17 protein-coding genes are annotated in these 26639 nt (G+C 60.7%); 12 read left to right on the forward strand and 5 right to left on the reverse strand.

Going from position 1 to position 26639, the window contains the following annotated elements:
• The first annotated feature begins 38 nt into the window (after window positions 1–38).
• The 3 genes from C4J86_RS21245 to C4J86_RS21255 all read left to right on the forward strand — a co-directional run bounded on the left by C4J86_RS21245 (window position 39) and on the right by C4J86_RS21255 (window position 3666).
• Window positions 39–851, forward strand: a complete 813-nt coding sequence (locus C4J86_RS21245) for an inner membrane protein YpjD (RefSeq protein ID WP_124364260.1) — start codon at window positions 39–41, stop codon at window positions 849–851.
• A gap of 12 nt (window positions 852–863) precedes the next feature.
• Window positions 864–2102, forward strand: a complete 1239-nt coding sequence (locus tag C4J86_RS21250) for a transporter associated domain-containing protein (RefSeq protein ID WP_124371746.1) — start codon at window positions 864–866, stop codon at window positions 2100–2102.
• Window positions 2103–2355: 253 nt separating this feature from the next.
• On the forward strand, window positions 2356–3666 hold the full coding sequence (locus C4J86_RS21255; RefSeq protein ID WP_124364262.1) for an MFS transporter: 1311 nt from the start codon (window positions 2356–2358) through the stop codon (window positions 3664–3666).
• Between the two features lie 118 nt (window positions 3667–3784).
• Here the strand turns inward: C4J86_RS21255 and purT are convergent, their stop codons facing one another.
• From purT to C4J86_RS21280, 5 genes are all read right to left on the reverse strand, one after another.
• A complete protein-coding gene (gene purT, locus C4J86_RS21260; RefSeq protein WP_094951941.1) occupies window positions 3785–4966 on the reverse strand; it encodes a formate-dependent phosphoribosylglycinamide formyltransferase in 1182 nt (393 codons plus the stop codon).
• Window positions 4967–5035: 69 nt separating this feature from the next.
• Entirely contained in the window at window positions 5036–5503 is a 468-nt protein-coding gene (locus tag C4J86_RS21265) for a VUT family protein (RefSeq protein WP_124371747.1), read from the reverse strand.
• A gap of 133 nt (window positions 5504–5636) precedes the next feature.
• Window positions 5637–5852, reverse strand: coding sequence for a DUF1289 domain-containing protein (locus C4J86_RS21270; protein WP_124371748.1), 216 nt, complete (start codon window positions 5850–5852; stop codon window positions 5637–5639).
• Window positions 5849–6373 carry a gamma carbonic anhydrase family protein gene (locus tag C4J86_RS21275; protein WP_124371749.1) on the reverse strand — a complete coding sequence of 175 codons (525 nt, stop codon included), beginning with the start codon at window positions 6371–6373 and terminating at the stop codon, window positions 5849–5851. The genes C4J86_RS21270 and C4J86_RS21275 overlap by 4 nt, the downstream gene beginning before the upstream one ends.
• Window positions 6374–6408: 35 nt before the next feature.
• A complete protein-coding gene (locus C4J86_RS21280; protein WP_016971944.1) occupies window positions 6409–7011 on the reverse strand; it encodes a CoA pyrophosphatase in 603 nt (200 codons plus the stop codon).
• A gap of 146 nt (window positions 7012–7157) precedes the next feature.
• On the opposite strand from C4J86_RS21280, the gene C4J86_RS21285 reads away from it, so the two are divergent.
• From C4J86_RS21285 to C4J86_RS21325, 9 genes are all read left to right on the forward strand, one after another.
• Window positions 7158–7706 carry an NUDIX hydrolase gene (locus C4J86_RS21285; protein WP_124371750.1) on the forward strand — a complete coding sequence of 183 codons (549 nt, stop codon included), beginning with the start codon at window positions 7158–7160 and terminating at the stop codon, window positions 7704–7706.
• Window positions 7707–7743: 37 nt separating this feature from the next.
• Window positions 7744–8247: a murein L,D-transpeptidase family protein gene (locus C4J86_RS21290; protein ID WP_124371751.1), complete on the forward strand. Its 504-nt coding sequence runs from the start codon at window positions 7744–7746 to the stop codon at window positions 8245–8247.
• Between the two features lie 261 nt (window positions 8248–8508).
• Entirely contained in the window at window positions 8509–9240 is a 732-nt protein-coding gene (locus tag C4J86_RS21295) for a GntR family transcriptional regulator (RefSeq protein WP_124364270.1), read from the forward strand.
• A 36-nt stretch (window positions 9241–9276) separates the two neighbouring features.
• Complete coding sequence (nagA, locus tag C4J86_RS21300; protein WP_124371752.1) at window positions 9277–10383, forward strand: N-acetylglucosamine-6-phosphate deacetylase; 1107 nt, start codon at window positions 9277–9279, stop codon at window positions 10381–10383.
• Window positions 10376–11386, forward strand: a complete 1011-nt coding sequence (locus C4J86_RS21305) for an SIS domain-containing protein (RefSeq protein WP_124372470.1) — start codon at window positions 10376–10378, stop codon at window positions 11384–11386. The genes nagA and C4J86_RS21305 overlap by 8 nt, the downstream gene beginning before the upstream one ends.
• A gap of 36 nt (window positions 11387–11422) precedes the next feature.
• A complete protein-coding gene (gene ptsP, locus C4J86_RS21310) occupies window positions 11423–13936 on the forward strand; it encodes a phosphoenolpyruvate--protein phosphotransferase (protein ID WP_124371753.1) in 2514 nt (837 codons plus the stop codon).
• A 26-nt stretch (window positions 13937–13962) separates the two neighbouring features.
• Window positions 13963–15669 carry an N-acetylglucosamine-specific PTS transporter subunit IIBC gene (gene nagE / locus C4J86_RS21315; RefSeq protein ID WP_124371754.1) on the forward strand — a complete coding sequence of 569 codons (1707 nt, stop codon included), beginning with the start codon at window positions 13963–13965 and terminating at the stop codon, window positions 15667–15669.
• Window positions 15670–15747: 78 nt separating this feature from the next.
• Window positions 15748–21747, forward strand: coding sequence for a membrane-targeted effector domain-containing toxin (locus C4J86_RS21320; RefSeq protein ID WP_177413164.1), 6000 nt, complete (start codon window positions 15748–15750; stop codon window positions 21745–21747).
• 159 nt (window positions 21748–21906) lie between these two features.
• Window positions 21907–26580, forward strand: coding sequence for a dermonecrotic toxin domain-containing protein (locus C4J86_RS21325; RefSeq protein WP_124371755.1), 4674 nt, complete (start codon window positions 21907–21909; stop codon window positions 26578–26580).
• Window positions 26581–26639 lie beyond the last annotated feature (59 nt).

Here is a 26639-nt window from a genome sequence, read left to right on the forward strand (position 1 = left end):
CCAAACTCAGCGCCTTTCGGGCTTGCCTATCAGGATTTATGCTCCCCTTGTCACCCAGTTTGCTACCCAGCCTCGCCGCCGCCATCGTGTATGCCGCTGCGACTCTCTATCAGGGCTCTCGTCTGGCCCAAGGCACTAAAGCGGACAAACGTCTGCTGGTCGGCCTTGGCGTGCTGGCCCTGCTGGCCCATGCGGCCAGTCTGTTCACCCACCTGCTGACCCCGGTTGGCCTGGGCCTGGATTTTTTCAGCGCCGCCAGCCTGATCGCCGCCGCCGTGATCGCACTGACGCTGCTGGCGTGCTACCGGATTCCGGTCGAAAACCTGCTCGTTCTTTTATTCCCGCTGGGCATGCTCACGGTGCTGCTGGCGCAGTTCGCGCCCACCGGCACCGTCCAGGTGATCGATGAAGAGCCGGGCATCCTCGCGCATATCCTGCTGTCGATCCTGGCCTACGGCATGTTCACCATCGCGGTGTTCCAGTCGCTGCTGGTGCTGTTGCAAGACCACCAGCTCAAGCACAAGCACCCGTCGGGGCTGATCAAGAACTTCCCGCCGCTGCAAACCATGGAAAGCCTGCTGTTCGGTTTTCTGTGGGCCGGCTGGACCTTGTTGTCGCTATCGCTGATTTCCGGCTGGCTGTTCGTCGAAAACCTGTTCGCCCAGCATCTGGTGCACAAAACCTTGCTGGCCTGCCTGGCCTGGGTGGTGTTCAGCGTATTGCTGTGGGGCCGCAACCGCCTCGGCTGGCGCGGGCACAAGGCCATCCGCTGGACCCTGGCCGGTTTCTGCCTGCTGATGCTGGCCTATTTCGGCAGCAAGCTGGTTCGCGAATACATCCTGCATATCTGACGGGCGGCGATCATGGACAACTTGCCCCTTGGGCCGATGCTCGCCGTAATTGCCCTGCTGATTTTATGGGCGGCACTGTTTACCGCCATCGAAGCCGCGCAACAACACCTGCTGGCCCTGCGCCCCGGCACACGCCAGGGCGACAAGGCCGCCACGCGCCTGAGCTTCCCGCGCCACAGCCTGATCCTGTGCAACAGCCTGTGTCGCGCAGCCGTCGTGATTCTCTGCACGCTGCTGGCGATCTATGCCTGGGCCCAGAACGGGCCGTGGCTCGGCTGGCTGATCTCGTGCGCGTTGCTGCTGATCCTCGCCGACTACCTGCCCCGCGCCCTGGCTACCCGTTATCCGCAGGCCATACTGGGCTTCGGTAACGCCTTGCTGGGCGTGCCGCTGAAAATCCTCTATCCCGCCGCCTGGTTGCTCAATGGCATCAGCCTGCTGTTGCTGCGCCCGTTCGCGCGCAAGCCGGGCATAGTGAAAAAGAGCGACGAACCTTCGTCCGACCACGACGACGAGCCGCAGCACGACGCCGACCAAGAGCGCATGCCCAGCATGCCGGGCATCCATGCACTGGACAACATCACCGTCAACGACATCCTGGTGCCACGCAGCGACGTGGACGGCATCAACCTGGATGACACGATCGAAGACATCATCGAGCAACTGCGCACCTCCCAGCGCACGCGGCTGCCGGTGTTCCACAGCGATATCAACCAGGTCGAAGCGGTGCTCAACACCCGGCAGGTCCAGCATCTGCTGCCCGATGCCAGCCTGACCAAGGAAGCGCTGCTCGCCGCCTGTCACGAACCCTACTTCGTACCGGAGAGCACGCCTCTGCAGCTGCAACTGCTGAATTTCCACAAGCAGCAGCGGCGCCTGGGCATGGTGGTGGACGAGTACGGCGAAGTGCTGGGCATCGTGACCCTGGAAGATATCCTCGAAGAAATCGTCGGCGAATTCGAAAGCGACCAGGCGGTGGATAACCCCCATGTCGAAGCCCAACCCGATGGCCGCTACATCATCGACGGCGCTGCCTCGATCCGCGAACTGAACAAAAGCCTGGGCTGGCACCTGCCCAGCGACGGCCCCAAGACCCTCAACGGCCTGGTGACCGAAGCGCTGGAGACTATTCCGGACTGCGCGGTATGCCTGAAAATCGGCCGCTACCGCCTGGAAATCCTCGAGACCGAGGACAACCGGGTGAGCAAGGTGCTGATCTGGCATACCAGCCACGTGCCAATAGCCGCATAACCCTCCCACATTTGAATTGTGGCGCTCCAACCACTTGTTGTAATTCCAAACCCCTTCCTATAATCCCTGCGGCTTACCCAAGCCCCCGCCCGACCGCGTGCTACCCGCACTCAGCGCGTCCAGGCAGCGCTTCACCCTGTCCGAGCGGTGTTTGCTCCCATCCCGAGCCACCCCGCGCACAACCCTGATCCATGGGTGTTCGACCAATAATAATCCGCGTCCAAACGCGCAATGACCAATCCGGGATACTGCCATGAGCACCACGTATAACGAGGCCGCAACCGCCGCCCCGACCAACTCGACGGCCCGTGTGGCCACCGCGAGCATCGTCGGCACCGCCATTGAGTTCTACGACTTCTATATCTACGCCACGGCTGCGGCACTGGTCATCGGCCCGGTGTTCTTCCCGCAAACGTCCGGCACCGCACAGATGCTCGCGTCGTTCCTGACATTCGGTATCGCGTTCATAGCGCGCCCACTGGGTTCGGCGCTGTTCGGCCACTTTGGCGACCGTATCGGCCGCAAGTCGACGTTGGTGGCCTCCCTGCTGTTGATGGGCGTGTGCACCACCCTGATCGGCTTGCTGCCGGGCTACGACAGCATTGGCGCCTGGGCACCGATTCTGTTGTGTGTATTGCGCTTCGGCCAAGGCCTGGGCTTGGGCGGGGAATGGGGCGGCGCGGCATTGCTGGCCACCGAGAATGCCCCCAAGGGCAAGCGCGCCTGGTTCGGCATGTTCCCGCAACTGGGCCCGTCGATCGGGTTCCTGGCGGCCAATGGCTTGTTCCTGATCCTGGCCATGAGCCTGAACGACGAGCAGTTCCGCAGCTGGGGCTGGCGCATTCCGTTCATCCTCAGCGCGGCGTTGGTGATGGTGGGCCTGTACGCACGGCTCAAGCTGCACGAGACGCCGGTGTTCGCCAATGCCGTGGCCAAGGAAAAACCGGTGAAAGTGCCGCTGGTGGAACTGTTCAGCCAGCATTGGCTGCCGGTGCTGCTGGGCGCTGCGTCGATGGTGGTGTGCTATGCGCTGTTCTATATCACCACGGCGTTTTCCCTGAGCTATGGGGTGTCGACCCTCGGCTACAGCCGTGAAACCTTCCTCGGCCTGTTGTGCTTCGCAGTGCTGTTCATGGGCCTGGCGACGCCGCTGGCAGCGCTGGCCAGCGACCGCTACGGGCGCAAGCCGGTGCTGATTGTCGGCGCGGTGCTGGCAATCCTGTCCGGCTTTACCATGGAGCCGCTGCTGACCCACGGTTCAACCTGGGCCGTGGCGCTGTTCCTGGCGCTGGAGCTGTTCCTGATGGGCGTGACTTTCGCGCCGATGGGCGCGCTGCTGCCGGAACTGTTCCCGACCCGCGTGCGTTATACCGGCGCGTCGGCGGCGTATAACCTGGGTGGGATCGTGGGGGCGTCGGCGGCACCGTTCTTCGCGACCAAGCTAGTGGCGATGGGCGGGCTGAGTTATGTCGGTGGGTATGTGTCGGCGGCAGCGTTGCTCAGTCTGATTGCGGTGCTGTGCCTGAAAGAGACGCGGGATAATGATTTGAACAGGGTGGCCTGACTGATCGTTCCCACGCTCTGAGTGGGAATGCAGCCCAGGACGCTCTGCGTCCCAAAGCATGACGCAAAGCGTCACAAGAGGCATTCCCACGCGGAGCGTGGGAACGATCAAGCTGAGGTTACAGCTCTACTACAACCGCCTTGGAAGCCCGGGTCGCCTTGGCTCGAGCCGCTTCAATCGACTCATCCCGCGCCAACGCCACGCCCATGCGGCGCTGACCATTGACCTCAGGCTTGCCAAACAGACGCAACGCCGTATCCGGCTCGCTCAAGGCCGCGCCGAGGTTGGCGAATGCCGTCTGCGTCGACTGCCCTTCCACCAGGATCACCGCCGACGCCGAAGGCCCGAACTGACGGATCAATGGGATCGGCAGCCCCAGGATGGCGCGAGCGTGCAGCGCAAACTGCGACAGGTCCTGCGATATCAGGGTCACAAGGCCGGTGTCATGCGGGCGCGGCGACACTTCGCTGAACCACACCTGATCACCCTTGATGAACAGTTCCACGCCAAACAGACCACGACCACCCAGGGCCTCGGTCACCGCTTTGGCAACCCGCTCGGATTCGGCCAGGGCAATCGGGCTCATGGCTTGGGGCTGCCAGGATTCCTGGTAGTCGCCCTTCTCCTGCCGGTGGCCGACGGGCGCACAGAAAGTGGTGCCACCGATGTGGCGCACGGTCAGCAGGGTGATTTCGTAGTCGAAGTCGATAAAGCCTTCGATGATCACTCGGCCTTTACCCGCACGGCCGCCTTCCTGGGCGTAATCCCAGGCTTTGCGCACATCGTCCGCGCTGCGCAGCAGGCTCTGGCCCTTGCCCGAGGAACTCATCACCGGCTTGACCACGCAGGGAAAGCCCAGGTCTTGCACGGCCTTGCTGTAGTCCTCGAAGGTGTCGGCGAAGTGGTACGGCGAGGTCGGCAGATCCAGCTCTTCGGCGGCCAGGCGACGGATGCCTTCGCGGTTCATTGTCAGCGATGTGGCACGCGCGGTCGGGATCACGGTGAAGCCTTCGGCTTCCAGCTCGACCAGGGTAGCGGTGGCGATGGCTTCGATTTCCGGCACGATAAAGTGCGGCTTCTCCGCCTCGATCACGGCGCGCAATGCGGCGCCATCGAGCATGTTGATCACATGGCTACGGTGCGCAACCTGCATGGCCGGCGCATTGGCGTAGCGATCCACGGCAATCACTTCAACGCCCAGGCGTTGCAGTTCGATTACCACTTCCTTGCCCAGCTCACCGCAGCCACACAGCAAAACGCGGGTCGCGGTTGGCGACAATGGAGTTCCGATTCGGGTCATCTCAGGTCCTCAGGGGAGCGGATCAGGGGGAGAAAGGCCGGCATTTTACATGAACTGCACAGGTTGGCCTCAATTGGCGACGGCGCGCCGGCGGATGCGCCAGGCCATGATCAGCCACACCACGGTGACACCGGCGAATTTCGACACCAGCGCCGTGCCCGCCACGGCCGGCGTGAGCGCACCGATCAAGCCGAAGAAGATAAACGTATCGAGGGGAATGCTCAGCGCCGAACTTATCCACAGGCGGTCGTGCAGCGGGCGCCGGGTGATGCTGAACACCAGCCAGTCGATGCATTCGGACACCGCAAAGGCCGTGGCGCTGGCCAGGGCGATGGACGGGTCGGAGGTGATATACGACAGCACCAGCGCCGCCAGCATGGCGATGATCGCGCCGTGGCCGAAGCGGGTTTGCACCATGTCACGCAGGATAAACACCAGGCCGCCCCAGGCGGACCAGATGACGTCCAGGTGCGGCGCGGTGGAAAAGGCGAAGTTGATCAGCACGACGCTGCTGATGTAGGCGACCAGGAAGAGCATGGGGGATGGACCTGTGGATAAGATTTGGAAATGTGTTGTTTGGGAAGGCCTCATCGGGGGCAAGCCCCCTCCCACATTTTGATCTGTGAATACATTCAAGTGTGGGAGGGGACTTGCCCCCGATAGCAATCGATCAGCCACCCGAGCGCTTGGGCATCATCCACACCACACCACTCGCCACCGCCCGCTCATGACACAACCCCAGCACCGCCCGGCGCTCGGCATTGTCCATGCGGCTCCAGCGCGTAATCTCATCCACGTTGCGCTGGCAGCCGATGCAAATATCGTCATCATCCAGCGCGCAAATGCTCACGCACGGCGAGGCGACCGGGCGTTCAACCGCACTCATTCTGCCTGCTCAACCAGGTCACGCGCATACCGCTGCGCGTTATGCACATAGTGCGCGGCACTGGCTTCAAGCATGCGCTTCTGCGCCTCGGTCAGCTCACGCACCACCTTGCCCGGCGAGCCCATCACCAGCGAGCCATCAGGGATTTCCTTGCCTTCGCCGATCAGCGAATTGGCGCCGATGATGCAATATTTGCCGACCTTTGCGCCGTTGAGGATCACCGCGTTAATACCGATCAGGCTGTAATCGCCCACCGTGCAGCCGTGCAGCATGGCGTTATGCCCGATGGTCACGCCGGTGCCGAGGGTCAGTGGGTAGCCCATGTCGGTGTGCATCACGCTGCCGTCCTGCACGTTGCTGTTCTTGCCGATCAGGATCAGTTCGTTGTCGCCACGCAATACCGCGTTGAACCACACGTTGGCGCCCTCCTCCAGCCTGACCTTGCCCACCAGCGTGGCATTGGGCGCCACCCAGCTCTGTGGATGGGTCTCGACGCAGGCATCGCCCAGGCGGTATTTCATGGTTTTCCCTCACGGCTTGCCATTCAAACGACGGCTTAGATATTGATGAAGCTCTTGGGTGGCTGGTGCAGGCTGATCTTGGCATCGTCATAGAGCAGGTTGATCAGCTCGACGATCATGATTGCCGTCAGGCCCCAGATTTTGTATTCGCCGAACCGATAGCTCGGCACATACCAACTGCGGCCCTGGTAGTCGATGCGGTGGGTGTGCTCGCGCGGGTCCTGGCGGAAAAAATCCAGCGGCACGCTGAATACCGCTGCGATCTCGGCGTCGTTGGCCAGGTATTCGACGTAGTCGGGGATGACGCCCACGTACGGCGTTACGCGGATGCCGTGCAGGGAGATCAACGGGCTCAACGGCCCGATGACTTCGACCAGCCCCGGCGGCAGGCCGATCTCTTCTTCGGCTTCGCGCAGGGCGGTAAAAATCAGGTCCGGGTCTTCGGGGTCGCGGCGCCCGCCGGGAAAGGCCACTTCGCCACCGTGGGTCGACAGGCCGCTGGCGCGCAGGGTCAGGATCAGCTCGGGTTCGTCACTGCGGGTAATGGGTACCAGCACCGCGGCCTCGGGGAAACGCCCGTCAGTCTCCAGGGTGTGGGGAGTGTGATTGCTTACCCGGCGAAGTAGCTCGTCCAGCATGAGTCATCTCGGTCTGTTGGCTACCTTGCATCATGCACCAAAGCGGGCGGGCGCCCAACCCCAAAACCAGCGGCATGTCGCTAAACGACAACTTGCAGCGCCCTGCCTGCCAAGCCAAGATAGGCCCACTCTCCAGGAACCCCAGCATGAACTTCTGCAGCCAGTGCGGTAAACCGGTTACCCAACGCATCCCCGAAGGCGACGCACGCCTGCGCTATGTCTGCGATCACTGCGCGACCATTCACTACCAGAACCCCAATATCGTCGCCGGTACCCTGCCGGTATGGGGCGACCAAGTGCTGCTGTGCCGCCGCGCCATAGAGCCGCGCCTGGGTTACTGGACCCTGCCCGCAGGCTTTATGGAAAACGGCGAAACCGTGGCCCAGGCCGCCATGCGCGAGACCCTGGAAGAAGCCTGCGCCCGCGTGCGCAACCTGAGCCTCTATACGCTGATTGACGTGCCGCACATCAGCCAGGTGCATATTTTCTATCGCGCCGAGCTGGTCGACCTGGACTTCGCCGCGGGCCAGGAAAGCCTGGAAGTGAAGCTGTTCGCCGAAGCCGATATCCCTTGGTCCGAGCTGGCTTTCCGCACGGTCGGGCGTACCTTAGAATGCTTCTTCGCTGACCGTCGGCAACAGCTGTTCCCGGTACGCAGCGAGTCGGTGCCACCCCTGTCCAAGCCCGCCCAATAACAAGCCGGCCACTCATCGCCAAAGGGAAACCGTTTCAATGCGTTGGTTGCTTGCTCTTCTCTGCCTGTCGTTCGCCACCCTGTCTTCGGCCTCCACGGTGGAAACGCTCGGCGGCAAAACCGTCGAAAAAGTCCTGGTGCTCAAATCCGCCCACCAACTGCAGTTGATCAACGACGGCAAGCCCCTCAAGACCTATCGCATTTCCCTGGGTAAAAACCCCAAGGGCCACAAGCTGTTCGAGGGCGACCGCCGCACGCCCGAAGGCCTCTACTGGATCGACTGGCGCAAGACCAGCGAGCGCTTCAATCTGGCCATGCACATCTCCTACCCCAATATCAGCGACGCCGCCCGCGCCCGCCGCGAAGGGGTCAAACCGGGCAGCATGATCATGATCCACGGCACCCCGGACACCGAGGATTACCCGGAACAGTGGTTCCACACCCTGGACTGGACCGACGGCTGCATCGGCATGCGCAATGTGGATATGCGTGAGGTCTGGAGCCTGGTCAAGGACGGCACCCTGATCGAGATTCGGCCCTGATCTGCGACCACTCGTAAAATAATTCGAAAATATTTCCTGCCCCGAGCAGCACCTGCCGGTGAATACCAGTTCACCGTGCGGGCTGCGCCGTCGTGCGCGCTATGAAGACCTTTCTAATACCACTTTGTGCCAGGCACCGTTGCGGTGCCTTAATCCATTGAATGCACCGTTGTGGCTGCATTGACATGGTATTTAAGTGGTATTAATTTTCGACCCATACCGGGCGACAACACTCCAATAACCGCATCGGAAACCTGACAGATGAATCCCATTCTGGCCCTGCGCCCCGACGACAAACAATCCACGCCGCTGTACCTGCAATTGGCGCGCAAGCTCGAAGCGGCGATCCATGCCGGCCAGTGGACATCCGAGCAAGCCCTGCCGTCGGAGCGTGCGCTCAGCGAGCAGTTGAGCATTTCTCGAGTCACCGCCCGCAAAGCGCTGGAAGTGCTGTTTGAGCAGGGCCTGATCCGCCGCAGCCAGGGCTCCGGCACCTTTATCACGCCACGCCTGGAACAGCCGCTGTCGCGTCTGTCGGGGTTCAGCGAGATGCTGCGCCTCAAGGGCTTTGTGCCCGGCTCCCAATGGCTTGAACGCGACATCACCCCGCCGACCCATGAAGAACTGATCCGCCTGTGCCTGTCGACCAATGACAAAGTGGCGCGTCTCAAGCGCCTGCGCAAAGCCGACGACACGGTCATGGCCATTGAAATGACCGCTGTTCCCGCTTCGGTGCTGCCACAGCCGCAGGCCTTGGGCAGCTCGCTGTACGAATACTTCGACAGTATCGGCAAGCCCATCGTCCGCGCCCTCCAGCATGTACAGGCGATCAACGCATCGGATGAATTCGCCAAGCTGGTGGGCATCGCCCCCGGCACCGCCATGCTGCTGATGACCCGGGTCGGCTACACGCTGGATAACACCCCCATAGAAATCACCGACACCTATTGCCGCAACGACTACTACGACTTTGTCGCAGAGCTGCGTAGGTAAGACTTGCCGCCGCGTCGCGGCTTTAGAGAACTGCCCATGTCCGAAGACAACATCCTTACGCCCAGCGGCTGGATCCGCGGCCGCCTGGTGCACGAGCACGGCAAGGTCGTCGCCATCGAAGGCACGCCTTGCAATCCGGCCGACAACGACCTGCCCTACCTGCTGCCCGGCTTTATCGACCTGCATGTGCACGGCGGCGGCGGCAAAGACATCATGGAAGGCGTCGAGGCCTTCGAGACCATCACCCGCACCCATGTGCGATTTGGTACCACCTCGCTGCTGGCCACTACCATGACCGCGCCGGTCGACGAAATCTCCCGCGTACTCGGCCAGCTCGGCACCTTCTGCGCGCAGCGTCCTACCGGCAGCGCTCGCGTGCTCGGGGTACATCTGGAAGGCCCCTACATCAATCCGGGAAAACTCGGCGCCCAACCCAACTTCGCCCACACCGCCTTGATGGCCGAAGTTGAAGCCTACCTGCGCCTGGCGCCGATCCGGGTGATTACCATCGCGCCGGAAATCGCCGGCCACGACGCTCTGATCCGCGCCCTCAGCCAACGCGGCGTGCGCATGCAGATCGGCCACACCCTGGGCAGTTATGAAGAAGGCGTGGCCGCCCTCGCCGCCGGCGCCACCAGCTTTACCCATTTGTACAACGCCATGAGCCCGCTGCATCACCGCGAGCCGGGCATCGTCGGCGCCGCGCTGGCCCACGCCACCTACGCCGAGTTGATTCCCGACCTGCTGCACGTACACCCCGGTGCCATGCGCGTGGCGTTGCGCTCGATCCCGTGCCTGTATTGCGTCACCGACTCCACCGCCGCCGCCGGCATGCCCGATGGCGAATACAAGCTGGGCAGCCACACCGTGACCAAGTGCCTGGGCGGCGTGCGCCTGGCGGACGGCACCCTGGCCGGCAGCACTCTGACCATGGACCAGGCGCTGCGCAACCTGGTGAAGATCGGCCTGCCGATCAGCGAAGCCTCACAACGCCTGTCGCAATTTCCTGCGGACTACCTGGGCCTGGAAGAACGCGGCCGCCTGCAACCCGGCAGCTTTGCCGACTGCGTGCGCCTGGACCGCTCCCTGACACTCACCGACGTAATGGTCGAAGGAGAAGCCATTGACTTCAAAAATGCTTGAAGAGGCGCTGGCCTCCTGTGACGCCGTCGCGGCGCAACTGCAACGCCTGGAGCCGATACTCGAAGACGTCGCCGGTCGCCTGCGCCGCCAGCCGCCGCAAGTGGCAATGACCGTTGCGCGGGGCAGCTCGGACCATGCCGCCAGCTACTTCGCCTACCTGGCCATGCAGCATGTGGGGATTCCGGTGGCGTCGTTGCCGATGTCGGTGGTGACCTTGTTGCAGGCGCCGATGAAAGTCAGTGGCCAGGTGGCGTTTGGTTTCTCGCAATCGGGGCAAAGCCCGGACCTGGTCAACAGCCTGCGCCTGTTGCGCAAACGTGGGGCCTTGAGCATCTCGATGGTCAACGCCGAAGACTCGCCGCTGCAAGCCGCCTGTGAATTCCATGTGCCGCTGTGTGCCGGGCCGGAACTCAGCGTGGCCGCCACCAAGAGCTTTATCGCCACGCTCAGCGCCAGCGCGATGCTGGTCGGCCACTGGAACCAGGAAGCCGACCTGCTGCAAGCCTGCAACGCACTGCCCGACGGCCTGCGTGACGCGGCCAAACAGGATTGGCGCGCAGCCATCGAGGCGCTCAAAGGCAGCCAGCGCTTGATGGTGATCGGCCGTGGCGCCGGTTTTGCCGTCGCCCAGGAAGCCGCGCTCAAGCTCAAGGAAACCTCGGCGATCCAGGCCGAAGCCTTCAGCAGCGCCGAAGTGCGCCACGGGCCGATGGCCTTGATCGACGCAGACTACCACTTGCTGGTGTTCGCCCCACGCGGCGCCGAGCAGGCCGGCCTGCTGACCCTGGCCGCCGATATGCGCCAGCGCGGCGCCCGTGTGTTGCTGGCCGCGCCGGACGATGTTGCCGAACGCGACCTGACCCTGAGCCGCGCAGAACACCCGAGCCTGGACCCGATCCTGGCCATCCAGAGTTTTTACGTGATGGCGGCAGGCCTGGCGCAGGCCCGGGGCATGAACCCCGACCAGCCCCGTCACCTGAGCAAAGTCACTCGCACTCACTGAGTCGATTGCCGTGTTTTCCTGATGAGTACCGTGCCCATGTCCAACAACAATAACCGACTGACCCTTAGCGCCCCCTTGAGTGGGCCGGTGCTGGCCCTGGGCAGCGTCCCCGACGAAGTGTTCGCCAGCGGCGCCATGGGCGACGGTATTGCCATCGATCCGTTGAATGACTGCCTGCACGCGCCGTGTGACGGGGTGATTATCCACGTCGCCCGCACCGGGCACGCGCTGACCCTGCGCGCCGACAACGGTGCCGAAGTGCTGATGCATGTCGGCATCGACACCGTGGAACTCAATGGCGAAGGTTTTGCCTTGCTGGTGAAGGAAGGCGCGCGGGTGAGCCAGGGCCAGGCGCTGGTGCAATTTGACCTGGACCGCATTGCGCGCCAGTGCAAGAGCCTGGTGAGCTTGATCATCCTGACCAACAGCGACCGCTTCGAACTGACGCCCTGCCCGCTCAGCACGGTCAAGGTCGGGGAGCCGTTGATGCAGGTGACGCTGCGTTCGGGCGCCCCCGTTCAAGCGGCTGTGGATAACTCCAGCGCCGAAGCCAGCGCCAGCGTTCGCGTCACCCATCGCGGCGGTTTGCATGCGCGCCCTGCTGCGCTGATCCGCAAGACCGCCCAGGGTTTCAGCAGCCAGGCGCACCTGCACTTCGCTGACAAGTCGGCGTCGTGCGACAGCCTGATTGGCTTGATGGGCTTGGGCATTGGCGAAGGTGACGAAGTACGCGTGACCTGCCGTGGCAACGATGCCGATGCGGCGCTGCAAGGGTTGATCGCGGCGTTGTCCGTGGCGATCCGCGAAGATCACCACGCTCCTGCAGTGGCGGCCGTACCACGTCGCGTCAGTGTGGAAACCGATGTGTTGCAAGGCGTGTGCGCAGCCCCCGGCCTGGTGTGCGGCCCGCTGTTTCGCCTGACCGGCATCGAGCTGCCGGAAGACACCGGTAACCATTCGGCCGACGAACAAAAGCAGCGTCTCGACACGGCACTGGAGCAGGTGCGCGGCGAAATCCGCAGCACCCTGGACCACGCCCGCCAACGCAAGAACGTCGACGAAGAAGAGATCTTCGCCGCCCACCTCGCGCTGCTGGAAGACCCGGCATTGCTGCAAGCCGCTGCCGACGCCATTGCCCAGGGCAGCGCCGCCACCCATGCCTGGCGCGATGCGATCCAGGCCCAGTGCGCGGTATTGCTGGCACTGGGCAAGCCCTTGTTCGCCGAACGCGCCAACGACCTGCGCGACCTGCAACAACGCATATTGCGCGCATTGCTGGGTGAAGCCTGGCACTTCGAATTGCCCGCCGGATCGATTGTCGGCGCCCATGAACTCACCCCCTCGGACCTGCTGCAACTGAGCAAGCAGCAAGCCGTGGGAATCTGCATGGCCGAGGGCGGCGCCACGTCCCACGTCGCGATTCTGGCGCGGGGCAAAGGCTTGCCTTGCGTGGTGGCGCTGGGTGCCGAGCTGCTCGAGGTGCCCCAGGGCCAGCGCGTGGTGCTGGACGCCGCCAATGGCCGCCTGGAACTGGCGCCCAGCGATGCTCGCCATGCTGAAGTCCATCAGATTCGCGATGCGCAGAAAGTCCGCCGCCAGCAGCAACAGGCCCAGGCCCGATTGCCGGCGCGCACCCTCGATGGCGTGAGCATTGAAATCGCCGCCAACGTCGCCTCCAGCGCCGAGGCTCAACTGGCGTTTGAAAACGGCGCCGACGGCGTCGGCCTGCTGCGCACCGAATTCCTCTTCGTCGACCGCCGCACTGCGCCGGATGAACAGGAGCAGCGCCAGGCTTATCAAGCCGTGCTGGATGCCATGGGCGACAAGTCGGTGATCATCCGCACCATCGACGTGGGCGGCGACAAGCAACTCGATTACCTGCCGCTGCCTGTCGAAGCCAACCCGGTGCTGGGCCTGCGCGGTATTCGCCTGGCCCAGGTGCGCCCGGAACTGCTCGACCAGCAACTGCGCGCGTTGCTGCAAGTCAGCCCGCTGCAGCGTTGCCGCATACTGCTGCCGATGGTCAGCGAAGTGGATGAGCTGCTGCATATCCGCCAGCGCCTGGATCAATTGTGCGAGGAGCTGGCACTGACCCAGCGCCCCGAACTGGGCGTTATGATCGAAGTGCCCGCCGCTGCGCTGATGGCTGAGCAACTGGCCGAGCATGCGGACTTCTTGTCCATCGGCACCAATGACCTGTCCCAGTACACCCTGGCCATGGATCGCGACCACGCGGGCCTCGCCGCCCGCGTCGATGCGCTGCACCCGGCTTTGCTGCGGCTGATCGCCCAGACCTGCGCCGGTGCGGCGAAACATGGGCGCTGGGTCGGCGTATGTGGCGCACTCGCCTCCGACCCATTGGCCACGCCGGTGCTGGTCGGCCTGGGCGTCAGCGAGCTGTCGGTGAGCCCACCGCAGATCGGCGAAATCAAGGACCGCGTCCGCCACCTGGACGCGGCGCAATGCCGGCAATTGAGCCAAGGGTTGCTCGACCTGAGCAGCGCCAAAGCCGTTCGCCACGCCTGTCAACACCACTGGCCGCTGAGCTGACAACAACAAGAATAGGGAGACACGCCATGTATCAACATTTCATCGAAGGCCTGCAACGCCTGGGCCGCGCACTGATGCTGCCGATTGCGATCCTGCCGATCGCCGGCCTCTTGCTGCGACTGGGCGACACCGACTTGCTCAACATCGCGGTGATGCACGACGCCGGGCAGGCCATCTTCGCCAACCTGGCGCTGATCTTCGCCATCGGCATCGCCGTCGGCTTTGCCCGCGACAATAACGGCACGGCCGGCCTGGCCGGGGCGATTGGTTATCTGGTGATGATCTCCACGCTCAAGGTGATGGACACCTCCATCAACATGGGCATGCTCGCCGGTATCGCCAGTGGCCTGATGGCCGGTGGGCTGTATAACCGTTTCAAGGACATCAAGCTGCCGGAGTACTTGGCGTTCTTCGGCGGGCGACGGTTTGTACCGATTGTCACCGGGTTTTCGGCAGTGGGATTGGGGGTGATCTTCGGGCTGATATGGCCGCCGATCCAACACGGCATCAACAGCTTCGGCGTGTTGCTGATGGAAAGCGGCAGCCTCGGCGCGTTCGTGTTTGGCGTGTTCAACCGCCTGCTGATCGTCACCGGCCTGCACCACATCCTCAACAACATGGCCTGGTTTGTGTTCGGCAGCTTTACCGACCCGGTGACGGGCGCGGTGGTGACGGGCGATCTGACTCGATATTTTGCCGGCGATCCGAAGGGCGGCCAGTTCATGACCGGCATGTTCCCGGTGATGCTGTTCGGCTTGCCCGCCGCGTGCCTGGCGATGTACCGCAACGCCCTGCCGGAGCGCCGCAAGGTGATGGGCGGGATCTTCCTGTCGATGGCCCTGACCTCGTTCCTTACGGGGGTGACCGAGCCGATCGAATTCGCCTTCATGTTCCTCGCACCGTTCCTGTATCTGCTGCATGCGCTGCTGACCGGCCTGTCGATGGCCATTACCAACCTGCTGAACATTCACCTGGGCTTTACCTTCTCCGGTGGCTTCATCGACATGGTCCTCGGCTGGGGCAAGTCCACCAATGGCTGGCTGGTGATACCGGTGGGCCTGGCCTATGCGGTGGTCTACTACACCGTGTTTGATTTCTGTATCCGCCGCTTCAACCTGAAAACGCCTGGCCGTGAAGACATTCAGGTGGTGCAGACCGAAGCTATGACCGACAACCAGCGCGCCGGTGCCTACATTCGCGCCCTGGGCGGTGCCGCCAACCTGCTCAGTGTCGGTGCTTGCACCACGCGCCTGCGCCTGGACATGGTGGACCGTAACAAGGCCGTGGACGCCGAGCTCAAGGCCCTGGGTGCGATGGCGGTGGTTCGCCCCGGTAACGGCGGCAGCTTGCAGGTGGTAGTGGGGCCGATGGCTGACAGCATTGCCGACGAGATCCGCCTGGCGATGCCGACCTCCGGCAATACGCCGGCCCCGGTCGTGGCTACGCAACCTCAAACCTCGACCGTCGCAACCGCTCAGGCCGAGCAATGGCTGAACGCCTTGGGTGGCAGCGACAATGTGCTGCAACTGGACTGCGTGGCCATGACCCGTATTCGCTTGCAACTGGCCGATGATCAGGCGCTGTCGGAGCAGCAGCTCAAGGCTCTGGGTTGCCAGGGTGTGAGTCAGCTCGACGGTGGTATCTGGCACCTGTTGGTGGGTGATTCGGCCCAGGGTTTAAGCGCCGCTCTCAAAGCGCTTTCCAGCCGCAGCTCGGTAGGCTCCAGCGTCTGACACCGCTACCTATCTACCGCCCGACCACGGGCACGACTCTCCATGCTGGACTCTTGTCCCAACATGGAGAGCGTTCCTGTGAGCACCACCACCCAGGCCGTTGAAGGCATCAAAGGCAATCTCAACCAGATTGGCAATCACCTGCTCAAGATCGAAAGACCGCTTCTGCCAGAGCAAAAAGCTTCAACCGAACTGGCTTATCTGGAAACACTGAACGGCGTCCTGAAAAGCTATCGGCAGCAGTTTCTGACCAAGAGCCGAGCGTTTTATCAAGCACTGGAGCCGCATGATTTACCGCAAAAACTTGCGCTGCTCAAGACGACGCTGAACGCTCATCTACAAGACCTCGATCTCTCCGAGCAGATCGGCGGTAAGTCACGCAAATCCTTCATGACCTATAACGCAGGCTTCACCGCGCTTGAGCATGAAGCCGCCCTCGGTGTCCAGGATCGCCTGTTACACCCGCAGGAACAGAAAATCCTCGCAAAGGTGTCGCGGGGACCAGCGCTACGTCCCGGCGTTTACGCACTGACTTTCCGCTACCAGGAACAGGTCGTCGAACTGGCCGGTGCCTTTGTACTCACCGAAAAATCCAGCCCGCTGGCGACCGACCTGTCGCCAGGCCAGGCAGTCGGCGCAGTGATGCTGTTCACCCCTGCGCATGGAATCGAATCATTCGACTCGCTGGATAAACTCAACAACCATTTGCTGCAAGGCATGGATGACACGGCTCAGCATCGCGACTTCATGAGTCTGCTGCCTATGCGCTATCACGCCCTGACACCCGCTGGGATCTGGCCGCTGGAACTGTCGCCCATAACCGATGAACCGCTGTTCGAACACACGTACAACGCTCTGCTCGACAAACGCACCCAGGACATCGACCGAGCCTTGAGCCTGATCGATAACCCGACACAGGACGCGGCGCAGTTGATCGATGCCCTTGATCTCGCCATCACCTGCGCCCTACCCGACCTCAACGCCCGTCTGGAGTGGCGCGCTCAGCGCTTGCTGGAGCGCCACCTGCGCAACAGCGCCCCGGACTGGTATCGCAGCGCCAGCGAAACCCGGCGAGCCACCCTGGCCGAGCATCTGGCCCGCTATAACGAAGCGCGTCAGGACATGCTCGACCTGCTCAACCCTGTCGCCACGCCTGAAACCCTGGCTCGTTATCAACTGCTCGAACGCCTGAGCGATGACCTGGATATTCACCACCTGAACCCGGAACACCTGCAGGTCATCACCCGTCGCCATGTCGCCCCTATCGGCGAGTATGAACACGACCGCAATCTGATCGACCTGGCCCTGCGCGGCCTGCGCACCGGTGATGAGTTGCCCGGTTCCGACTTCCTGGAAAAAACCACTCTTCTCTATAATGGCGCGCCCCTGCCCGAAGACTACGACGACCTGACACCGGCCTGGCTGGCGCAGCAGCTGAGCACACTGCAACCGCGCATCGCGTTTGGCGATATACAAATACAACTGCACAAGAAGCCCGAACTCAGACACGCCATCGAACAGATGCTCGATCAGCGGATCAACGCACTGGCCTATACCGCAGTGCTCCAGGGCCACCTGCGCGAGGACGACTTCCAACTGGTTCAAAGCCTGCGCCAGGACAGCGATAGCCAACTGAGCGCCGCGACACTTTCACTTCATGAGGCACAACTTCAAGACTTGTGGGTATTGCGTCAGAGCGATGCCAGCGGCGTGGTCAAGCGCCTGTTGCTGTGTACTCCCGAGGCGCCTCAAGAGCAGCAATTCCAAGCATTTGACAGCGAAATCGCCTGCCAGAACCATATCCTCGGCTGGAGCCTGGACAACGGCCACAGAGAACCGCCAGGCACGTTGACCGACTATCTGATCAAAAGGGTCCCCCTGCGTTTTCGCCCGGCCATGAAACGTGTCTTGAGCGGCCTGAGCTTCAAGCCCCACGCCCAGGAATACAACGAGGTGGCTTTCAACAATATCGGCAGTCATGCCGATTGCCTCAAGGCAATGTCAGCCCACGTCTTGGCAACCCGTATCGACGACTACGCACTCGGCACACCGAACTGGTTTCGCTCCACCAGCACCGACAACCGCCGGAAACTGTTGCAACTGGCCGAAGATTCCCGCCACGCCTTGCGCATCTACAACGATTTGCCGTTGTCCGAAGCGCGCTACCCAAGCTTTTCCGACTACCTGCATGAACAGGCGAAAAAGAAGCTGAACGAGCTGCTGGGGCGCAGGCAAAACGATGTTGATCCCGATACGGTGTGGGCCTACTCACCTGCGGCAGTGCTGGGCAAGTTGACCCCACCCCCCCTGACTTACACTGAACTTTATCGCGACGGCTACAGCGAAGGCGTGGGTTTTCTCGACCAGAAATTCTCTCGATCAGCCCGCTTCAAAGGCCCGCAAGGCATTGATATCAGCCCACTGACCGCCGAAAAGGTCGCACGCTCGGTCACTGGCGTGTGGATCGGCGCGCGCTACATCAACGAACTCAAAGCGAAATTGCTCGACAGGGCCAGTGCGGGCTACAGCTTTCGGCGTAACGCGACACTGGCCATCACCCAATTGCAGTTGCAAACCGCCGCCCTTGAAAGCCGCCTGCAAGGAGATATTGCCGACGTTGACCTGATATGGCTGAACCAAAGTATCGCCAGCATGGGCGAGACTTCGACACAGACACGCGGCAATTATGCGATCCACCGACTTCTGATCGACGGCGAATGGATCATCGATACCTACCTGTTCAGCCACGGCGATAACCCCGTGCTGCTCTACACACCGCAAGCGCCAGATGGCATCAGCTTTCGCGAGGCCCGGCAGTTCAACTACCTGCTGAAAAAGCTACCCGGCATGATCACCTACCTCACCAGCCGCGTCGGTGTGCCGTCCCGGACACGCGTGCGCACATTCCTGGAGGAAGCGCAAAAACAGCTGCCTGAAAACCTGGATAAAACCACCGCCAGCCCAGCGCGTTACGACTCGACCCGCGCCATACCTCCAGTACTTGACCTGCGCCGGCTGCTGTATGACATGAAGCTGCAGCGCAAAATCGATGACGTGCAAGCAACCACCGTCAATCGTACCCAAATGATCGCCGGCATCCTGTGGACCTGCGTGGAGTGGGTGAGCGCCGTTGCCACGGCCCCGTTTCCGGCGCTGAGCCTGAGTTTGGGGATGCTGCTGGCTTTCAAGGACGGCATGCTGGCCTTGCACGCTTACCATCAGGGCGATGACGCAGGTGCCCTGAAACACTTGATAGGCTATCTGCTCAACAGTGCCGGCGCAGCCTTCACCGATCTGCGCCCGGCCCTCGCGTCACTGGAGCAGCTAAGCAAACCGGCTTTGCGCCAGGTCGCGAGAAGAGCCCCACAGAACCCGGTCATGAAGCTGATCCAGCAATTGGAACCTGCGCCACTCCCAACCGCTGACATGCAAAGAGTGCTGTTTGACAGTGAATTCCTTTGGGCCAAAAAGACGCCGGATGAGATCGGTCGCTACTTGTTGTATCGCCTCGACCCGATCAGCGGGCAACTGGTCTCTACCACCCGTGTGGCAGCGCCAAACGCACAAGGGGTCTGGACACGTACCGGCGTCACTGGCGGAGCACCCAAGTATGAAAAACTGCCTGAAGCACCTGACACGCTGAAAAACTATGAGATGCCAGCCAAACACTGGCGCGATGTTGAGCGCGTACTGGACCCGGACATCGGTGCCGCCATGCGGCAACGCGCAGACGAGTGGTTCAGCGATCCTGGCCTGCTCCCCAGTGTCGCCGCAGCACAGCTGGCACCTGCGCTCAACATTTATAAACAACAAGTCGAACGTCTGACGAAGGACGCCCAGAATTTCTTCAAATACCTCGACCCTCTCGCGCCACGAGCCGACGCCCTTGCTGTCGAGGCCAACACTCAGTTCCCACAATTGATTGCCAGCGATGCTTTTGCCGCAAACCAGAACCTGGTCATCGGCGCGGTCCCCGGCTCTATCGCCAGCAAGCAATTGCTGATTGAGCAGATGGATGCGTTGATCGAAAACGGTTTCAAGCGTCTCTATGTGGAATACCTGCCCGGCGATGTGTTTCGACCCAAGCTGGAGAAGCTTAATCGCGGCAAATCATGGAAGCATATTGAGCGGCACTTGAAGAACCTCGACAAAACCGTGGGCTTCGCCGAGAACGCCGAATACTCCTACCTGGCCCTGGTACGCAAGGCGCGCGAGAAGGGCATCAAGATCAAGGCGCTGGACGCCTCGACCTCCTACCACCTGGAGGATGCCCTGCAAATGGGCGATACCTCCCCGACCACGCCGCGGGACAACGCCATCAGAAACTTCTACTCCCACCGCGCCATCGAAGCGGATGCCCTCACCGAGCCCGACGAGCGTTGGGTCGCACTCGTGGATTCATCCCGCCTGCGTACGTTCAATGAGACACCTGGCCTGGCGGACCTGCAAAATGCCGTCGCCCTGCGGGTTGAGGACATCGGCCCGAACCAGCCCGTGGGTATCTGGGCAGACACCCCCGGATCGATACCGGGTGACCCTTCAGCCAGGGGAGACTATCGAATGACACTGCAAACATCCTACAAAGCGCCCGCCCCTATCGAGCCGAAGGCTGGCGGCGTCAGCGCAGGACAAGTCGACCCGGTGGCCGGCACATCATCCTCGGTGCTCAATGCCAACGAGTTTGACATCCCTGTCTCCATGAGAGATGAAATTATTCGCCTGGATTACAGCAGCCGCCGTGGCCTGGATCCCGTTTACCGTCCTCGTGGCGGGGTAAAGGGGGCTGCTTTCGACACTTTTATCGAGGCGCGAACCCGGCTGCACGTCAAGGCTGAAGAGTTCTTTACCGACTACACTCCCCCCTCTCGACCGACGTTGCCCACCATAACGGACAACACCACACCTGAATCTTTTCTGAAACAGATCAGCGACAGTTCCTTGCCAGGGCTTGTGCTGGGTGAACCCCACGGCATGGAGTCGAGCAAAAAACTGCTGATAACACAGATGGAAACCATCAAGAAGTTGGGTTTCAAGACACTCTATGTCGAACATCTGTATACCGACCTTCATCAGGCCGAACTGGAGGTGTTTCTTAAAACCCAACAGCTTCCTGACAACCTCAAGAGATACCTGAAACAACAGGACATAGACCACATGCACTTCCGTCATGCCGGCCCTCACACCTACACGGAGGTCTACCAAGCCGCCAGCAAATACGGCATCCGTATCAGAGCCCTGGACTGCGTCGCCAGCTATAACCTCAAGGGAATGCCCGACGACGCCCGGACCAAGATGTTCAATTATTTTGCCTCACGGGTCATACACGCTGACCAGGCGGCGCATGGGCCGCATAAATGGATCGCTTTCGTCGGCAACTCACATGCCAATTACTACGCAGGGGTACCTGGGCTGGCAGAGTTACTGACGACGGTCAGCCTGAACGTCCGTGATGTTGCGCCTGGCCTGGGCAAAAAAATTCACCTCGGTCACTGGGAAACACTGGATAGCATAAAGGGCCGGAGCGCATTGCGTAACGACTTCAAACTGGAGGAGGTCATTGTCGGACAGCCAGCACGTATCCCCGATGTTCCCGTCGACAGGTCAACCTTGAAAGACCCGCGCCACTACCTGATCGAACGCCTATCGGACCCTGAGACCAATCTGCTGCGCTACTCCGCCGCCGAGGGCATCATCTCTACGCCTATTCAGATAGACGATACCGGTCTGTTCTTCATTGATCTGGAGGGTATGGCCCATGAGCGCTTCAAATACCAGAAAGACCTGATCTACAAAGTGACAAGGGACCTGCAACTGACGCCGGCGCCTGTTGTACCTGCAAAAAGGACATGGTTGAAAAAAACCGGGCACTACGTGATCGAACGGCCATCGGAAACCGAGGCTAATTTGATACACCTCTCCCGTAACGATGGCGTTATGGTTACAGCCATTCAGAAAGACGATGCAGGGAAGTATTTTATTACTCGATGGAATATGGAGCAGCGACGCTTCGACTCCGAGGACGCCCTGATCAAGTCACTCCAAATATATCCAGGTCTAAGACCCGCACCAGCACCGTAACTTGCTTTTTCGATTGCTCTCCGCTGTTTGGAGAGCAATCGTCGGCAACATCGACCCTACAAATATCCGCCATCTGCGCCTTTGCCGAGCATCTATCTACCGCTCGATGCGCTATCCGCCCGTCTACGTTAGACGCATCAACCAACAGGGAAGATTGGCATGCGCACTACGTTAGAACTCTCTCCAGCGATTCAACAGGCCCACGCATCACGCGACTATCTATCACCATTATTTGCCGCCCGACCGCGGCTGACGGCGGTGGCTCAGTCATTGCTCCAGGAGTGGATCAAGGACTGGGCGATGGGCAACTCGTTACAAGCGAGCGACCTGTGGGTGGGGGTGCAACGGGAGGGCGCGGGACCAGGCTTCAGTCAACTTCAAACCTTGAGTGATGCCCTGATTCGGCGCTGCATGAGTCGAGAGCCGTTGAATTACACGCCTGGGCACCATCGTTTGCTAGCCAGTTCGACAACCTCGCGACCGGTGTCAACGACGGGGACCGAAGCCGTGTCGATTGATGACATCGAACTCATGCTCAACACCTTGGCACCCGAGTTGGGAAAGGCGTTTACTTCCCATTTGGTAGCGTATTGGAACGCTGCAGTGCCCGCGAATGCCTCACTGACACGCTGGCGGGCCGTAAGCAATCATCTGCACTTGGGTTTACAGCGGGCACGGCAGAATCCGCCGTTAAACGCGTTGGAGCGGGAGATGCTGTTGGGGGACGAGGCGTACGTCACACGTCAGGCAAACCGCACAGGAACTACGTGGGACAGTAACGGGCTGCGGTTCTATCAGGTGTATGCCGCCAGTGAAGGGCAACCCGGCCAGTGGCCTCCCCTGCTGGTACTGCGCCGACAGGTAAACCAGCAGGAGGTTGTCCTCGTCTACATTCCGCCCATTCAGCTGTTGAAACTCGATCAGTTGGCGGATGTGGGCGCCTTGTTACCCCGCTATATGAGCGAGTACACCCCGGGGCTGTCGATCCAGTGGGTCCTCAAGGAGATTGATAGCAACCCCTTCGATTACCTGGCGCAAAGCCTGCTGGAAAAGCAACTCAGGGACTTGGCCCGCATTGACTGGTCGCAATACGCCGAAATCGCCGACTATGAGCAACTGTTCAAGGACCTCACCGACCCACTGGCCTGGTTCGATCCCGACCGCAACACCCCGTTGATCAATGAGGAGCAACTACCTCTCTGGTTGCAGACCGCCTCGATCGCTGATCGCCTCACCTATGGTCAGTTGCTTTCCCGACTGACTCAGGTGCAACAACGCACAGCCGGGGCCGGATTCATGGATGGGCTTGACCCGATTGATGTGTATGCCCGCAAGGCCCTGCAACGCCAGATGGCGCTGGATTATCCACAGGAAGTACTCATTAACCCGGGCGACTACCGGCTGACCTTTACCCGAACCCAGGGTGGGACGGTGGGCTGGACGCAGCAAACTGTTCTGACCCTGACGCAATCTGCGCTGGAAAACCCTTTCGCTACGCCCTATGCCCGTGTAGAGATCAGTAATCAGGCAGAACCCGGTTACGTGCCCGATTGGTGGCTCAAGCCGACCTACCTCAAGAAACTGATCGAAACCGTCAATGTAGGCCGGCACTATCCGGCACTCCTCAAGGACCGCTTGATTATGAACGCGGTCGAGTCCGGTCGGCGCCGGCGGTTGTTTATCGACCAAATGACCGTCCAGTTGCCCTTGCAGGCGCTGGAGTATTGCCTCAGCAAGCGGCAAGGCGTCACGTTTTCCGGCTTTCAGGTAGTCCGGGCGCTGCTGGCGGATGAACCGGCACAGCGTCAGGTCGACGGCGAAGCCATCGTCGCGCGCCCCCTGGCATTCCTGACCTACGAGGGAAGTGCTGCACACAGGGCCGGCAATATGTTTGTGATTGGCCCCCGTGACAACAGCACGCTGCCGCATATTCTCTATCGCCCTGGCCACACTGAAGCCCTGCGCCAATTTCCCAGCCGGGAAGCACTGCTCCAGGCAATTGCTCAAGGCGATAGCACTTTACAAGGGGCGGTATTGGAGAGCTTCTCCGAGCAAGATCGAGCGTTGTTCCGTAACGGCGGGTTTATGCAGCCCCACACCCAGCGCTTTCTGCAAGGCGATGAACATGAGCCGCTATTTACCCCCAGCCCGGTATTGCTCAGTGATACACCCGTGTCGGGGGATTTCCTGGCCAGCGTATTTGATGAAAACGCCAGGAGCCTGTGGCAGCGCGCGGAAAAACAGTCGACCTCCAATGAAGCGTTGCGCTGGACACTCTTCAAGAATGATCTATGGCAGGTGTTCGGCGCCTTTTTACCGCTGATAAGGGGCCCGGTGGCGACGGCTGGATGGCTGTACACATTGCTGAGCAGCCTGCACACGTACGTGAGATTACCGCAAGAGGCTGATCCAACAGCCCGGGCCGATGCACTGGCAGAGCTGCTCTCCAGTATGTCGGCGTTGCTGCTGAATCATGCACTGACGCTGGACGAGCGCCTGGCGGTGAATCCCGCAAAAATGCCCATCAGGCCCAGACTTATAGAAAGCGACTTCAGTCCGCCCGTGCATCAGAAAAAAACTCCATCGGCATTTGCGTGGCAGCGTCTGCATGCAGACATAACAGAGATGAATTTGTCCTGGTCCGATCCATCCGGTCAACCGACGGGGAGGCTGAAAACAGCATTGGAAACCTTCAAGTGGCGACCGGCTGCGGGTGAACAGTCACCGGACATTCTCAAAAACGTTGAAAGAACCGGGCCACTGAGAGGTCTGGTCAGCAGACCCGTTACCGGAGCAGAACCGCATCATCTCGCAGTCCTTCAAGGGGCACTGTACGCCGTCAAGAAGTTCGAGGGGCATTTACGAGTGGTCGACCTCAAACAACCGGGACGCTGGGGCCCTTGGATCAGGCGCAATAACAGGGGGGTGTGGACCATTGATTTGCAGATGCGCTTGCGCGGCGCTGGGCCGAAAAAAACAGTGGCGGCCCGGCGAGCGCAAATCCAGCACTACAATCAAGAGCTGCAAAACAGATACCACGATGTGACAGCCCGGTTGATGACGGCTGAACGGGCCGTGCAGATAGCCTCCACACTCGATGAAAACCCCGCGCTTTCCATACAGCAACGGCCGGCAATCAGGGCGAGCCTCGTCAGCAAGCTCGAGGAACAGATGCGTTTTCAATTCGAGAAGTTGGATCTGCTGTACGCAAAAAACCACAACCAGCCCCTCCCCGGGTTCGAGCAGGAACTGATACAGCAACAGGAAGCCCTGGTAGACAACCTGCGGCATCAAATGGCTGTAGTCATTCAGGAGCGCCACGACGCTGCTCCGTCGAAAGCGGTTCAGAATCAGTGGCTGGAACAACTCGATGAGACCGACGAGGGCACCGCCCAGGCGGCTCATAAAAACATACAGGACTACCTGGGCAAGGTTGCGGGTTTTAACGACCGACTGATTGAGTTGAGCACGCTGGAAAAAAACAACCTGCAGCAGCTGATGTCCGTCCCCGGTTTTGATCTGTCACGCAGCACGTTGGCACAGGATCCAGTACAGGCAGCACCGCTTGACTGGATGTTCGCACAATTGGACGTGTACAAGAGCCTGATTTTGAGGCGACCACCGCTGCCCGAAGAGTTTGATGATTTTGTGCACCTCAAGCAGTTATGCGACAGCGTGATGCTGGCCACCGCGTCGCAAAAGTACGTGCAAGCCCCTGGCCTCGTCTCGCCTGAGCTACGGATTAGCGGGCTTGAAAAACTCATTCATGAGTACACGGATACCCAGTCCTGGCTGATTTACTATAAGCAGGCCCAATCGGGACTGATAGACCCTGGGCATTTAATGGGGCTCTGGCGCCAGATCGACAAAGTAAGGCAGATGGCGGAACAGGATCTGGCCTTAGCCATCAGTGAGCAATCGCACATCCCTGAACGGCAACCGACACCAACTCCGAGCCTGAGCCCAGGCAAGCGAGTGATACGTGACCGTAAACAGCGGGTCTGGGTCGGCCAGGAGCGCGAGCGCACCCCGGAGTTGGACGTAGAAATCATGGATGTTATCGGACCTGTCGATAACCAGCCGGTGATCAGTTTTCGCAAGAACGCTACGACGGAGGAGTGGGAGGAGAATATCGAGCCCAAAAAACCGTCCTTCAGACCCGCTCGGTCGCTGAAAAAACTGCTGGCTGACGCAAGAGATTTGCTGTCCAAGGGCCCCTCCACGATAAGTCGAGAGCAAAAAGAATCACTGAAATCCAAAACACCGAACAGTACCGAGGCACACCTGGCTCGCCTGGCCGATGCAATGGATGAGGTGGCAGGGAAAATTCGTGACATCTGGGCGCAAGATCCAGCAAGAAAAAAAGCGGCCGACGAACAGCTGGTCGATAAGCTGACCCAGGATGCCACCGGCCTGCGGGAGCAAGGTCGATTGCTTCGAGTTGCCATCATCGAGCGCAATCTACCCAACGAAGCGGGGATTGAATACTTGAAGGCTCAAGGGGAAATCGACATTTCCCTTATAGAAGGACGGGTCAAACTCAAGTCAGAAAACGACTACCTGCAAGAGTATGTGATTCATAAAAAAAACCGACAGGTGCTGGCCTATGCTCACTTCCACTATTCAGCGGCTGATACCGCCAACCCTCAGTTCAACGCCGCCCATCTGAAATTGCCGGAACAGCGCTACCTGAGCTTTGCTAGCCTGGCCGTACAACCGAAGGAGAATATTCTCCCAATCTACTACAGCCGTATCAGCCCCAGGCTGGCCGAACCGCTGTTTCTGAGCGTCACTCGTTCAATCAAGCGCCACGGGAGGAAGGACTATTGGTAAATGACGCCTAATAAAAAACCACTGGCCAATCAGGCCAGTGGTTTTTTGTTTTTACAGCT

This window comes from Pseudomonas sp. R2-7-07 (assembly GCF_003852355.1).
Taxonomy (GTDB): Bacteria; Pseudomonadota; Gammaproteobacteria; order Pseudomonadales; family Pseudomonadaceae; genus Aquipseudomonas.

Bases quoted from the DNA above. Each gene is read 5' to 3' on its own strand.
- C4J86_RS21245 (WP_124364260.1), top strand. From the start codon at position 39: ATGCTCCCCTTGTCACCCAGTTTGCTACCCAGCCTCGCCGCCGCCATC.
- C4J86_RS21250 (WP_124371746.1), top strand. From the start codon at position 864: ATGGACAACTTGCCCCTTGGGCCGATGCTCGCCGTAATTGCCCTGCTG.
- C4J86_RS21255 (WP_124364262.1), top strand. From the start codon at position 2,356: ATGAGCACCACGTATAACGAGGCCGCAACCGCCGCCCCGACCAACTCG.
- purT (WP_094951941.1), bottom strand. From the start codon at position 4,966: ATGACCCGAATCGGAACTCCATTGTCGCCAACCGCGACCCGCGTTTTG.
- C4J86_RS21265 (WP_124371747.1), bottom strand. From the start codon at position 5,503: ATGCTCTTCCTGGTCGCCTACATCAGCAGCGTCGTGCTGATCAACTTC.
- C4J86_RS21270 (WP_124371748.1), bottom strand. From the start codon at position 5,852: ATGAGTGCGGTTGAACGCCCGGTCGCCTCGCCGTGCGTGAGCATTTGC.
- C4J86_RS21275 (WP_124371749.1), bottom strand. From the start codon at position 6,373: ATGAAATACCGCCTGGGCGATGCCTGCGTCGAGACCCATCCACAGAGC.
- C4J86_RS21280 (WP_016971944.1), bottom strand. From the start codon at position 7,011: ATGCTGGACGAGCTACTTCGCCGGGTAAGCAATCACACTCCCCACACC.
- C4J86_RS21285 (WP_124371750.1), top strand. From the start codon at position 7,158: ATGAACTTCTGCAGCCAGTGCGGTAAACCGGTTACCCAACGCATCCCC.
- C4J86_RS21290 (WP_124371751.1), top strand. From the start codon at position 7,744: ATGCGTTGGTTGCTTGCTCTTCTCTGCCTGTCGTTCGCCACCCTGTCT.
- C4J86_RS21295 (WP_124364270.1), top strand. From the start codon at position 8,509: ATGAATCCCATTCTGGCCCTGCGCCCCGACGACAAACAATCCACGCCG.
- nagA (WP_124371752.1), top strand. From the start codon at position 9,277: ATGTCCGAAGACAACATCCTTACGCCCAGCGGCTGGATCCGCGGCCGC.
- C4J86_RS21305 (WP_124372470.1), top strand. From the start codon at position 10,376: ATGCTTGAAGAGGCGCTGGCCTCCTGTGACGCCGTCGCGGCGCAACTG.
- ptsP (WP_124371753.1), top strand. From the start codon at position 11,423: ATGTCCAACAACAATAACCGACTGACCCTTAGCGCCCCCTTGAGTGGG.
- nagE (WP_124371754.1), top strand. From the start codon at position 13,963: ATGTATCAACATTTCATCGAAGGCCTGCAACGCCTGGGCCGCGCACTG.
- C4J86_RS21325 (WP_124371755.1), top strand. From the start codon at position 21,907: ATGCGCACTACGTTAGAACTCTCTCCAGCGATTCAACAGGCCCACGCA.